The sequence below is a fragment of the Mesonia oceanica genome (assembly GCF_902499555.1).
GTDB lineage: Bacteria > Bacteroidota > Bacteroidia > Flavobacteriales > Flavobacteriaceae > Mesonia > Mesonia oceanica.
The window spans coordinates 127,795-141,927 of record NZ_CABVMM010000007.1; the positions used below are offsets into that span (position 1 = coordinate 127,795).

9 protein-coding genes are annotated in these 14,133 nt (G+C 35.3%); all 9 read left to right on the plus strand.

The window, feature by feature from the left end; genetic code table 11:
* The first annotated feature begins 52 nt into the window (after positions 1-52).
* Positions 53-637, plus strand: a complete 585-nt coding sequence (ruvA, locus tag FVB9532_RS09850) for a Holliday junction branch migration protein RuvA (protein ID WP_150545044.1) — start codon at positions 53-55, stop codon at positions 635-637.
* Between the two features lie 70 nt (positions 638-707).
* Positions 708-7,904 (plus strand): T9SS outer membrane translocon Sov/SprA, encoded by a 7,197-nt coding sequence (sov, locus tag FVB9532_RS09855; RefSeq protein WP_150545129.1) that lies wholly within the window; start codon positions 708-710, stop codon positions 7,902-7,904.
* Positions 7,905-7,926: 22 nt separating this feature from the next.
* Positions 7,927-8,307 (plus strand): glycine cleavage system protein GcvH, encoded by a 381-nt coding sequence (gene gcvH, locus FVB9532_RS09860; RefSeq protein ID WP_150545045.1) that lies wholly within the window; start codon positions 7,927-7,929, stop codon positions 8,305-8,307.
* A complete protein-coding gene (locus tag FVB9532_RS09865) occupies positions 8,273-8,689 on the plus strand; it encodes a VanZ family protein (protein WP_228482290.1) in 417 nt (138 codons plus the stop codon). Before gcvH ends, FVB9532_RS09865 begins: the two co-directional genes overlap by 35 nt.
* 50 nt (positions 8,690-8,739) lie before the next feature.
* Positions 8,740-9,474 (plus strand): energy transducer TonB, encoded by a 735-nt coding sequence (locus FVB9532_RS09870; protein WP_150545046.1) that lies wholly within the window; start codon positions 8,740-8,742, stop codon positions 9,472-9,474.
* A 116-nt stretch (positions 9,475-9,590) separates the two neighbouring features.
* Positions 9,591-10,331: an energy transducer TonB gene (locus FVB9532_RS09875; protein ID WP_194716525.1), complete on the plus strand. Its 741-nt coding sequence runs from the start codon at positions 9,591-9,593 to the stop codon at positions 10,329-10,331.
* An 86-nt stretch (positions 10,332-10,417) separates the two neighbouring features.
* Positions 10,418-12,532: a gliding motility outer membrane protein RemB gene (locus FVB9532_RS09880; RefSeq protein WP_150545048.1), complete on the plus strand. Its 2,115-nt coding sequence runs from the start codon at positions 10,418-10,420 to the stop codon at positions 12,530-12,532.
* A 103-nt stretch (positions 12,533-12,635) separates the two neighbouring features.
* On the plus strand, positions 12,636-13,526 hold the full coding sequence (cyoE, locus tag FVB9532_RS09885) for a heme o synthase (protein WP_228482291.1): 891 nt from the start codon (positions 12,636-12,638) through the stop codon (positions 13,524-13,526).
* Positions 13,517-14,098, plus strand: a complete 582-nt coding sequence (locus tag FVB9532_RS09890; protein WP_150545049.1) for a cytochrome c oxidase subunit 3 — start codon at positions 13,517-13,519, stop codon at positions 14,096-14,098. Before cyoE ends, FVB9532_RS09890 begins: the two co-directional genes overlap by 10 nt.
* Positions 14,099-14,133: the final 35 nt, after the last annotated feature.

A 14,133-nucleotide genomic window follows, 5' to 3' on the forward strand; every position in this document is an offset into this window, starting at 1 on the left:
GTATCTTAATAATTTTCCTACATTTGAAGGATTTTTAACTTTTGCTTAACTAATGATTGCACACTTACGGGGTAAACTAGTTGAAAAGAACCCAACAGATATTATTGTTGAATGTAATGGAGTTGGGTATTTTTTAAATATTTCTTTACACACATTTTCACAACTTCCTACCGAGGAGAATATTTTTATTTATACTCACCTTCAAGTACGGGAAGATGCTCACACGCTTTTTGGGTTTATGCAAAAATCTGAAAGAGAAGTGTTTAGGAAGCTTATTTCAGTTTCTGGGATAGGAGCTAGTACGGCAAGGACGATGTTATCTTCCTTAACGCCATCTCAAGTTATTGAGGCCATTATCCACGAAGATGTAACTGTAATCAAAGGGGTAAAAGGGATTGGTGCTAAAACAGCACAACGGGTAATTATAGACCTGAAAGATAAATTAGGAGAAGTTTCAGCAGATGTTAATGAAATTGTAACGTCTTCACGCAATACGTATAAAGATGAAGCGTTATCTGCATTAGAAACCTTAGGATATACCAAAAAGCAATCAGAGAAAGTGGTAAACAGAATTATTAAGAACGATGCTGAAGCTTCTGTAGAAACAATTATTAAGCTTGCTTTAAAAAACCTCTAGTACCTTGAGAAAAAATAATTTCTTTAATTTTAATTTTTCTTTTTTTGCAATCACGTTCTTCTTAGCAACGATGGGTGCTTTTTCTCAGGAAGAAGATAGTGAAACCGAGCAAGATTCAACCAAAACAGGTTATAAGTTAGGTGAAATTCAGTTGCAAAATCCCAATAGTATTGTCGGGAAATATACCTATGATCCAGTTTTAGATCGCTATTTATATACAGAAAAGATTGGTGATGTAGATGTTTCTTATCCCATTGTGTTAACTCGTGAAGAATACCGAGAGCTCATTCTGGAAGAGCAAATGAGGGAATACTTCAAACAAAAATCTGATGCAGTTTCAGGAAGGGATGAGGATTCAGAAGAATTTCAAAAAAACCTCCTGCCTATTTTTTATGTAGATAATGAATTTTTTGAATCTATTTTCGGAGGAACTGAAATAGAAGTTATTCCACAAGGTTCGGTGGAAGTAGATTTAGGAGTTTTGTATTCTAAACAAGATAACCCATCCCTTTCTCCGAGGAACAGAAGTAACTTAACTTTTGATTTTGAACAGCGAATTAGTTTAAGTTTATTAGGTAAAGTAGGGGAGCGTTTACAAGTAAATGCCAATTATGATACCGAATCTACCTTCGATTTCCAGAATCAGATTAAGTTAGAATATACGCCTGATGAAGATGATATTGTAAGAAAGATTGAAGTAGGTAATGTAAGTATGCCTATCAATAATTCACTTATCCAAGGTTCACAGAGTTTGTTTGGGGTGAAAACACAACTTCAGTTTGGAAGAACCACCATTACCGGAGTCTTTTCAGAACAAAATTCAGAACGTCAAACAACACAAGTGCAAGGTGGCGGAGCGGTACAGGAGTTTGAAAAATTCATCTTAGACTACGACGAAAATAAACACTTTTTCTTAGCTCATTATTTTAGGGATCATTACAATAAGGCTTTAGAGAATTATCCATTTAGAAATAGTAACGTTCAGATTACCAGAATTCAAATTTGGGTAACCAATAGAACTAACAACACACAATCTTTAACCAATGCCAGAAATATTGTAGCGATTCAGGATTTAGGAGAGTCTGATCCTGAAAATATTGGTGTTTTATTAGATGCAGAAGGAAATCTAAATAACGATCCGGCATTTGCCAGTTTTCTTAATGCTGCGCCTGGGTCTTATCCTAGTAACGCTAATAACGATTTTAATCCGTTAGGAATTACAGGTCCACAACAATCGGTGTTAACACAAGCAATTAGGGATATCTCAAGTGTTCAACAAGGATTTGGAGTGAATTCTGGCGATGTAAGCGAAGGAGTAGATTATGCTAAACTTGAAAATGCCAGACAGCTTCAAAATAATGAATATACATTATATCCGCAGTTAGGTTATATATCCTTAAATCAGAGAATTACCAACGATGAAGTTTTAGCAGTAGCTTATCAATATACGGTAAACGGTCAGGTTTTTCAAGTTGGAGAATTTGCCAATGACGGAGTTCAAGCTACTAATCCTGAACAACAACCCAATAACGATCAAGATGTAGATGTTGCGATAACACAGAATTTAGTTGTAAAAATGCTAAAAAGTCCCATTACCAATGTAAATGAACCTATTTGGGACTTAATGATGAAAAACATCTATAGTTTAGGAGCATATCAATTAGAAAAAGAAGATTTTAGGTTTAATATTCTTTATACAGATCCGCAGCCGTTAAACTATATTACTCCTGCAGGATCTACACCTTTACCTAGCGATGTAGAAGATACAAACCTGTTACGGGTATTCTATTTAGATAACCTAAACTTGAATAATGACCCTGTGGTGGGAGGTGATGGTTTCTTTGATTACGTACCCAACACTACTATCGATACCGAAAATGGTAGAATTATCTTTACCAAAGTAGAGCCTTTTGGGGAATATTTATTCGAAAAATTAGATAATACCCCCAATGGCGGATCGGAAGATTACAATAATCCTGTAACCTATAACGATAACCAACAAAAATACGTTTTCAGGTCTTTATATAACACCACCAAGACCCAAGCCGAGCAAGAGCAAGCAGATAAAAATAAATTTCAGTTAAAAGGAAGTTACAAATCATCGGGTCAAGACGGTATCCCTATTGGAGCATTTAATGTTCCGCAAGGATCGGTTACTGTAACCGCTGGAGGACGTGTACTTCAAGAAGGAGTAGATTATACTGTAGATTATCAATTAGGAAGGGTGAAGATTATAGATGAAGCATTATTAGCTTCAGATACACCCATACAGGTTTCCACCGAAAATAATGCGATGTTCGGTCAGCAAACCAAACGTTTTACAGGAATTGATGTTCAGCATCAATTCAATGAAAACTTCTTGATAGGAGGTACGTATGTTAATCTAAATGAACGTCCATTAACCCAGAAAGCAAATTATAGTTATGAGCCTATCAATAACTCGATGTATGGTTTCAATATTAATTATTCTACCAAAGTTCCTTTCTTTACGCGTTTAGTTAATAAGCTTCCTAATATTGATACCGATGTAGAATCTAATCTTTCGGTAAGAGGTGAATTCGCTTATTTACATCCAGGCTCACCAAAAGGTGATAATTTTAATGGAGAAGTAACCAGTTATGTAGATGATTTTGAAGCTTCCCAAACTTCTATTTCTATTTTATCACCGCTGTCATGGAGTTTATCTAGTGCGCCTGTTGGCTTTGGAGGAGAATTGGCTAATAATGATTTAGCGGTAAATTATAAACGGGCAAAATTAAACTGGTACAATATAGATCCTATCTTTTATAGTAATCAACGTCCCGGCGGAATAAGTGATGAAGACCTTTCAACTTATGCAACAAGACGTGTTTTTATAGATGAAATTTACCCTAACACAGATATCGTTCAAGGTCAGCCACAAGTAATATATACTTTAGATTTAGCTTATTATCCCGGCCAACGAGGGCAATTCAATTACAATCCGGCAGCTTCGGGAGGTAATAATTTACCTGATCCTGAAGGGAATTTTGGGGGTATTATGCGGGAAATCACCACCACTAACTTCGAGCAATCAAATGTAGAGTTTATTGAGGTTTGGGTAATGGACCCCTTCGTCTACAATGAAAATAATGGAATTAATGAGGGTAAAATGACCTTTAACCTCGGAAGTATTTCTGAAGATGTTTTAAAAGATGGAAGAAAACAATACGAAAACGGTCTGCCTAGTGATGGATCTACTGAGAATACTTTAGAAACAGCATTTGGTCGAGTTCCAGCCAATCAGTCCTTGGTTTATGCGTTCGATACAGAAGGGCAGCAAAGGACTAATCAAGATATTGGTCTAGATGGGCTTAGCGATGCTGAAGAACAAGCCAAATTCTCTGCTTTTGCCGGGCTTGAAGATCCTTCTAATGACAACTATGAATACTATTTGGCACGTGAAGGAGGAATTTTAGAACGTTATTACAAATACAATGGTACTCAAGGAAATTCACCTACCGAAGTTGGCCAGAATAATCGCGGAAATTCGACCGTGCCTTCCGTGGAAGATGTGAACCGTGATAACACTATGAATACTATTGATAGTTACTTTCAATACGAAGTTCCTATTTTTAGGGATATGAGTGTTGATAACAATACGAGTTCTATCGCTGGGATAAATGAAGATTATATTACAGATGTAAAAGAATTGAATACCACGATGCAAAACGGAGATCAAATTCCCGTACGTTGGGTTCAATTTAAAATTCCTTTAAGAACTGAGAGTGAATATGCCGTAAATGGTATTGCAGATTTGCGTTCAATAAGGTTTATGAGAATGTTCCTTTCTGGTTTTCAAGACGATGTAGTGGTAAGATTAGGAGCGTTGAATTTAGTAAGAGGGGATTATAGAAGATATAATCAAGCCATTGTTCCTAATGGAAGTGACCCTGATAATACTCCGGGAACAACTTTAGAAGTAACAGCCGTAAGTGAAGAGCAAACATCAGACTATGTGACGCCACCGGGAGTAGTTAGGGAAGAGTTGGTGAATAATAATCAAACTATTAGGGAAGACGAACAATCCTTGGCATTAACCGTAAAAGGTTTGGATCCTAATGATTCAAGAGGGGTTTATAAGAACTTTCAAGTAGATATGCGTCAATATGAAAGCTTGAAAATGTTTTTACATGCCGAAAGCCTTCCGGCACCATCACCAACTTTACAAGATGGAGAGTTAACTGCCTTCCTAAGAATGGGAACCGATTTAACCGATAACTTCTATCAAATTGAAATTCCTTTAACCATTAGTGATTTAAATTCTACAAATCCTAGAGATGTTTGGCCTATTGAAAATGATATGGATTTGCCGCTATCGTTACTACAGAAAGTAAAATCGGTTATTATAGGAAATGATACTTATAATCCAGCAGAGCTAAATTTCTTCAATTCAGACTTAGAACCTTCAGTAGGTACTGCTTTAGGTGAAATGCGTATAGGTATTAAAGGTAATCCGAGTTTTGGAAACATCCGTTTAATGATGCTTGGGGTTAAAAATACCGGAAGTACAGATGCTGCAGGGGAAGTTTGGTTTAATGAATTAAGACTGGCCGGGTTAAAAAATCAAGGAGGTTGGGCAGCCGTCGTAAATATGGATACCAACTTTGCAGATTTTGCCAATATCACTGCAACAGGAAGAAGAAGTACCGTTGGTTTTGGTTCAATAGAACAAGGTCCTAACCAAAGAAGCCGAGAAGATGTAAAACAATATGATGTTGCCACCAATTTTAATATGGGGCAATTGCTACCTAAAACTTGGGGAATAAATGTTCCGTTAAGTTACAGTAGAGGAGAAGAGCTAATAACTCCGCAATACGATCCGGAGTATTTAGATATTGAATTGGAAACACTTTTGGACAATACCCAAAGTGAAGAGAGAAAGGATGAATTACGCGAAAGAGCTGAAGATTATACAAGAAGACAAAGCATTAGCGTTATAGGGTTAAGAAAAGAAAGGGTGACGCAACCCGGAGAAGAAGCTTCTAAGCCAATGCCGTGGGATGTAGAAAATTTTGCATTTTCGGGTACTTATAATCAAGTAGATCATCGAGATTTTGAAATTGAACAATCATTAAATCAGAGTGTGAATGTTGGGGCAACTTACGATTATGGTTTTGAGCCTTTTAAGTTAGAACCGTTTAAAAATATTAAGTATTTAGATAGTAGTGAATATTTTAAAGCTATAAAAGATTTCAACCTCAATTTATTGCCCACCAGTCTATCGGCAAGTTCTAATATTACTCGTCAATATAACGAACAAGTTTATCGTGAAATTAATTTGCCTCCGGGTTCTTTAGGTTTACCAAAACTTTACCAAAGAAATTATGTATTCGATTGGCAATATACCGTGAACCATAATTTAACCGAGTCTTTGAGGTTTACTTTTAATTCTTCTAACAACAGAATTGTAAGAAATTATATCAATGAAGACAATGTTCAGGATAATTCCATCGGTATTTGGGACGGGTTCTTCGATGTTGGGCAACCCAATCAGCACTATCAAAGTTTACAGCTTAATTATGATATCCCATTTAATAAGCTTCCGCCTTTAGAGTTTTTAAGAGCTCAATATTCCTATACCGGTAATTTCCAATGGCAAAAAGGTTCTGAAATATTGAGAAGTTTAGAAGGAATTCCAGATTTAGGGAATACCATTCAAAACTCCAATACCCATCAAATCAATGCAACTTTCGATATGGCTAAGCTGTATAACTTTGTCGGGTTAAAAAAGAAGCGTCCAGCAAGTAGTAGAGCTAATCTTAGAAATGGCAGGATCAACTCACAAAGGTCGGGTAATCGTTTAGGGTTTTCTAGGGTTGGTGAAAATGAAAGTTCGCAAGGAGGAGAAAATGATGATAACAAACTCTCTGCAGGGGATAAAGCTAAGAATACATTAATCGATATGGTTACGGCTGTTAGGAGGATTACTGCAAACTATCAAGAAACCAATGGTATTTATATGCCAGGTTATACCAATGATATTGGATTTGCAGGTACCTTAAAACCAACAGCGGGCTTTACTTTTGGTAGCCAAGCAGATATTAGGGAAATTGCGGCAAGAAATGGTTGGTTAACCATGTATCAAGAGTTTAACGAGCAGTATACAGAAAACGAAATGAAAACGCTTACACTTCAAGCGCAACTGGACTTATTGCCTGATTTAACTATCGATTTAAATGCTAACCGAACCTATTCTGAAACTTATACAGAAAACTACCGGGTTAATCAACAAGACCTACAATACCGCTCCCTTACCCCAAATACTTTTGGTAATTTTAGCATCACCAATATTATGATTGGTACAGCCTTTAGTGAAAGTAACCAAGATTTTTCAGAAGCTTTTGAAACATTTAGGGAAAATAGGCTTACTGTTGCTAATCGACTAGCACAGCAAGCAGGAATAGATACCAATAATCCTGATAATTTGGATGAGGAAGGGTATCCTACTGGTTTTGGTAAAAATTCTCAAGCGGTTTTACTTCCTGCATTTCTTTCTGCTTATACCACGCAAAATGCAGAAGATGTAAATTTGGGATTCAAAAAAAGTACGCCACTTCCTAACTGGAATGTAAAATATACCGGTTTGATGCGTTTAGATTGGTTCAAGAAAAGATTTAGGCGTTTTAGTTTGCAACATGGATATTCTTCTATTTATAATGTAAACCAGTTTCAAACCAATTTAGATTACGATAGAAATAATCCATATGGAGATTTAAACCGCGATCAATCTGGAAACTTTAAAAATGAATATTTAATTTCTACGGTTAACTTGGTGGAACAATTCTCACCACTTGTAAAAGTAGATATGGAGATGAAAAATTCTGTAAAAATTCTTGCAGAAGTAAGAAAAGATAGGTCACTTTCTTTAAGTTTTGATAACAACCTTTTAACTGAAGTTCAAGGAAATGAATATACTTTGGGACTTGGCTATCGGGTAAAAGACTTAAAGGTTTCTACTAAAATTGCTGGACAACCAAGGGTTTTAAGTAGTGATTTAAATTTTAAAGCAGACGTTTCTTTTAGGAGAAATGAAACAATAATCCGATATTTGGACATTAATAATAGCCAGACCACGGCAGGGCAAGATATCTGGACCATTAATTTCACAACAGATTATGCATTGTCTAAAAATTTAACGGCTATATTTTATTACGATCATACGTTTTCAGAATATGCTATATCAACAGCATTTCCGCAAACAACAATTAGATCTGGTATAACATTAAGGTATAACTTTGGAAATTAATAACAACTAAAAAATCGATTATATGGCAATTCCTAAAGACTTAAAATACACCAAAGACCACGAGTGGGTAAAAATTGAAGGTGATGTCGCAACAGTAGGTATCACAGATTTCGCACAAGGAGAATTGGGTGATATTGTTTATGTTGAAGTAGAAACAGTAGGAGAAACACTTGATAAAGAAGAAGTTTTTGGTACTGTAGAAGCTGTGAAAACAGTTTCAGATTTATATTTGCCACTTTCTGGTGAGATTATTGAATTTAATGAGTCTTTAGAAGACGAACCAGAAAATGTAAATACAGATCCTTATGGAGAGGGTTGGATGGTAAAAATACAAATTTCTAATCCTGATGAGGTAGAAGGTCTTTTAGATGAAAAAGCTTATCAAGAACTTATTGGAGCCTAAATATACGCTGATACTGGCAATTTTTTGTACTGTCGCTATTTTGGTTTCTTCTTTGATGAATCCTGAGAAGTTACCTGTGAAGAACTTTAACCAGTCAGATAAATTATTGCATTTTTCAGCCTATTTTGTACTTACAATAACTTGGTATCTTTATTATTTTAGCAGAAAAGAATGGAGTTGGGTGTTCTTGAAGCCTATTGTAATTATTTGTTTACCAATAATCGCTTTTGGCATTTTTATTGAGGTTTTACAGGGAACACTAACGACTTACCGTACTATAGATAGCTTAGATGCTTTGGCAAATAGTATTGGTGTTTCGCTAGCTTTTATACTTATCGTTTCTTTTAAAGAGAAATTGAAAAAAGTTAAAAGCCAATTATAATTTAGATTTTTATAAAAAATAATTACTTTAGCAACACATAAAAAATAATTATGGAACCTAAAAAGAATCCAAAAAAAGACATGAGAAAGTACAGTGGTCTGTATTTTCAAGTAGGTCTTATTTTGATGTTACTTTTCGTATGGCGGGCAATTGAGTGGAAAACCTACGAGAAAAAAGAAATAGAACAACAGGTTGTTCAGTTTGATCAACTTGATGAAGAAGAACAAGTAATGGTGATGCCGCCAAATACGCCTCCACCACCTCCACCGCCACCGCCAGCTCCAGAACCGGATGTGATTGAAGTGGTAGAAGATGATGTGGAAATTGAAGAGCAGGTAATTGAATCTACAGAAGTAACTGAAGAAGTTCCTGAAATAGTGGAAGTTAGTGAGGTTGCAGAGGCTCCTGAAGAAGAGCCTATTGCAGATGTGCCTTTTTCTGCGATTGAAGATGTACCTATTTTTCCTGGTTGTGAGAAATTTAAAAATAACGAGAAGCGTAAACAATGTATGAGTGACAAAATCAGAGATTTTGTAAATAATAAATTTAACACAGATCTTGGTTCAGAGTTAGGATTAAGTGGTGTTAACCGAGTTTACGTAATGTTTAAAATTGATAATAAGGGTAATATTGTAGATGTTCAAGCAAGAGCACCTCACCCAAGACTTCAAAGAGAAGCTGAGCGGGTAGTGAAAATGTTACCTAGTATGACACCTGGAAAACAGAGAGGTAAACCAGTAGGGGTTTTGTATAACCTTCCTATTGTCTTCCAAGTTCAAGACTAAATTATTATACTTTTATAGTTTAAAAAACCTTCAAGTTTCCTTGAAGGTTTTTTTGTGTTTAAATTTTTGGCAGCATCCTTGATATCCTCATGAATATTAACATAAAATTTAATATTATGAGAAATTTTAACGAAAAACCAAAAGTAAAAAGCAGTAGAATCTATTTTCAATTAGGGCTTATCATCGCATTGGCTTCAGCATTGTTCTTTATTGAACATAGCACAAAAAAGGTAAGTTATGAGGCAAATAAGGTAGATCACGATACTTTTAAAATTGAAGAGGCTTACCATGAAAAAATAATAGTAGAAAAAGAGAAGAAAGTTCCAGAGAAACAAGCTAAAACAAGCAAACCTAAAGAGCCTACTCTTAAATTTAAAAAAGTAGATAATATTACTGAAATTTTTGAGCCTAGTGATTCTTCTAATCAAGATTTAAATGTTGATAGTCTTGAAAACCCAGAAGATGGAGATATAGAGGTGCCAACTATTACTATAGATGATAGTCCAAGAAATTTAAATACTGTTTCTGAAGTTCCTGTATTTCCAGGCTGCGAAAAATATGCAACTAAACAAGAACGTATCGAATGTTTTTCAGATCACGTAGCAAAATTGGTACATAGAAAGTTTGATGGTAGTTTAGGGTCAGAACTAGGTTTGCAAGGAGAGCAACGAATTTATGTTCAATTTACAGTTAACAAAAATGGAGATATTATAGACGTGAAAGCTAATTCAAAATCTAAAGAATTAAGAAAAGAAGCAGAGCGAGTAGCTAGACTTTTACCTTCCATGATGCCCGGTAAACAAAACGGGCAGCCGGTTAATGTTGTTTATTCGTTGCCCATTGTATTAAAACTATAATGTTTAGAAAGAGGTTCCGATCTTTTAAGGGTATTCAGGATAACCTAATTTTTACGTATATTTCCCCCTGAAAATAAATTATTTCTATGAAATATTACGTGGTTATTTTGAGTGCCCTTTTTGGTTTAAATTTAAAAGCTCAAAATTCTCTTCCAGAAGACGAACGTTATCCTGTTTTTCCTGATTGTGAAAATACAAGCTATGTCGAACAGGAAAACTGTTTCAATAATCAAGTTCGAACCCAACTAATAGATAATTTAACTGTTCCTTCTGTAGTTGCTAAAGATGGTTATCAAGGGAAAATGACTATTCTTTTTGAAACTACCCCGGAAGGTGAATTCAGGTTAATCTACGTTGATGCCTATTACAATGAGTTAAAAACAGCGGTGGAGGAAGCTTTTGAAGCATTACCTGCTGTAAAACCGGCGACCTATAGTGGAAATCCGATTTTTATGCAATTTAGGATGCCTATTTACATTCCTCTAGATAGAAATGAAACATTGAAAGGATCCAATAAGATAGTAGAAAAGAATACTTCTTTTTCAAATTCATCAGAAGAAAATCCACTTCAAAAAGAGTACGATAGTATAACTAAGGCACAAGTCCCATATACTCATCAACAATACACGAGTCAATTAAATATTCCTTTTTCTCATGAAGTCTATAATAGGTTTGATGATGAATTAAATATGGTGGGCACTAATACGCATACCGCTTCTAAGCCATTGCTTTATAGTGATGTGAATCCTTATTACAACTTCAGAAAGAAAAATAAAGCAGTAGAGTATAATGTTGATTCTTGGTTGGGCAGAAAATTTTTCAATGAACATTTAGTCAGGTTACAAGGGGAAGATTATTGGTTGGTTGCCGATATTGCTGCCGATTTACAAATAGGTAAAGATTTTGATGCCGATTTTAATACTACTTATAATAATACACGGGCAGCGGTAATTCAAGGAGGGTTAGGTAAGAACTTAAATTTTTACGCTGCAGTTTACGAAAGTCAAGGACGCTTTGCGCAATATTTTAATCAATATGCGGAATCTATTAGGCCTGATGGTGGAAATCCTGCGATAATTCCTGGGCGTGGAATTGCCAAAGATTTTGGGGAAGATTATGATTATCCGGTGGCTGAAGGTTATCTTTCCTTTAGTCCAAGTAAACATTTTAATATTCAATTTGGTCACGGTAAAAACTTTATTGGGGATGGTTACCGTTCTTTAATATTGAGTGATGTGGCAAGTCTTTATCCATATTTTAAATTAAATACCACATTTTGGAAATTAAAATATACCAATACATGGATGGCTATGCGGGATGTTAGACCAGATGTAACAGAAAGTGGAACTTTCAGAACGAAGTATGTTGCCAATCATTATTTGAGTTATAACGTGAGCAAACGTTTAAATGTTGGATTTTTTGAGTCAGTTGTGTGGGAAAACGACAATGGGCAAGGCTTTGATTTGAATTATTTGAATCCTGTGATTTTTTATCGGGCAGTGGAATTTTCTAATGGGGGAAGAGGTGGAAATGCCCTGATAGGGCTAACGTATAAATTCAAGTGGAGCGACCATTTTAATACTTACGGGCAGGTGATGATTGATGAATTTTCTTCAGCCAATATTTTTTCTACCAATGAAAGTTATAAAAACAAAATTGGACTTCAATTAGGGGCGAAATATTTCAATGCATTTAATGTTGAAAATTTATACCTTCAATTAGAATACAATAGAGTGCGCCCCTATACCTATTCCCATAATGAAATTGTGTTGAATTACGGGCATCAGAACCAATCCTTGGCACACTTATGGGGGGCAAACTTTAGTGAATTAATTGCAATTGCACGCTATAAAAAAAATAGGTGGTATGGTCACCTTAAGTTAATAGCCGGAAAGAGAGGTTTTGAATTAGAAGAAGATTTAAACCCTTTTTATGGAAGTGATATCTACGGAAATGATGAAGAACGAATTTCAGATACCGGAAACGAAATGTATCAAGGGAATACTGCCGATTTTCTTTATGGAGAATTAGAATTGGGCTATATAGTAAATCCAGCCACTAATTTAAAAGTCTACGCCAATTTTATCAATAGAAATATTAAACCGGAATTAGATGATACTTTCATAAATTTCCAGGAAAATACTACTTGGTTGAACTTTGGTTTTAGAACAGATTTATTTAATTGGTATTACGACTTTTAATTCTTAGAAAGTTAAAACCAAAATAAGCTTCTTTTCTCTCTTGTGAAACGGGTTTTTAAGACTATCTTTGCAGGCGCAAATTAAATATCTCTTAAGCAAGGTTTTGGCAGTTACCACTAGCGTAAACATAACTTCAGATTTTAAAGAAATCACCAAAATGCGGTTAGCGGTAAGCGTCGTGTTTTCTTCAGTGGCAGGGTATTTTCTTGGTGCAAACGTAATCGATTTTGTTACGGTTTTATTACTTGCTATTGGTGGGTACTTGATGGTTGGGGCTTCTAATGCGTACAATCAAGTAATTGAAAGGGATCTTGACGCCTTGATGAATAGAACTAAAAATCGACCAATACCTTCGGGGAGGATGTCGGTTACTCGAGCTCTAATTATCGCAAGTATTTTTACAGTTTTGGGCGTGGCAGTCTTATATTTTATAAATCCTATAACCGCCATGTTCGGCGCAATTTCAATTGTTTTGTATGTGGCCGTTTATACACCTTTAAAAACCAAAACACCGCTTTCGGTTTTTATAGGGGCATTTCCTGGTGCAATTCCTTTTATGTTGGGTTGGGTTGCTGCTACTAACGATTTTAGCATAGAACCGGGCACCTTGTTTATGATTCAATTTTTTTGGCAATTCCCACATTTTTGGGCCTTAGGTTGGTGGTTGTACGATGATTATGAGAGAGGTGGGTTTTTTATGTTGCCTACCGGAAAGCGGGATACAGGAACAGCAGTTCAAATTATACTTTATACCATTTGGACTATTATCATTTCTTTAGTTCCGGTAACAGGGCAAACAGGAAGCCTTTATTTAACACCCGTTTCAGGAGTTTTAATATTTCTGTTAGGATTGTTAATGTTGAGGTACGCTATTTTGCTTTATAAAAGAAGAGATGAAAAAACCGCACGGCAATTAATGTTTGCCAGTGTAACCTATATTACTTTATTACAGATAATTTACGTATTAGATAAATTTATAAGAGCATGGATTTAACAAAAGGTACCGAAGAAGAGAAAAGGGCACGCTCTAAAAAAATGATGTTGTGGTTTGCAATTATTAGCATGTCTATGATGTTTGCCGGACTCACCAGTGCTTATGTGGTAAGTAAAACAAGACCCGATTGGTTAAGTGAGTTTGAATTGCCTTCAGCATTTGTTTGGAGTACACTAATAATTTTGTTGAGTAGTTTTACCCTTCATTTTGCCAAAGAATTAATTGTAAAAAACAAAAGAGATCAAGCTTCTTATCTAATGTGGATTACTCTACTCTTAGGAGCGGCATTTGTTTATTTACAAATTTCTGGGTTTGAGCAGATTTTATCGGAAGGTTTTTACTTTACCGGAAGTGCTAGTAGTATTACTACTACCTTCGTGTATTTAATTGTAATTGCGCATTTAGCGCATATTTTTGCAGGAATTATCGTTCTTTTGGTTGTAATTTATAATCATTATAAACAACGATACAAAGCAGGGCAAATGCTTGGTATAGAACTGGGTGCAACCTTTTGGCACTTTGTAGATGTACTATGGATTTTCTTGTTTTTGTTTTTATATTTCTATAGATAAGATTTTTAACTATTTTTGCGTAATATTTAACAACA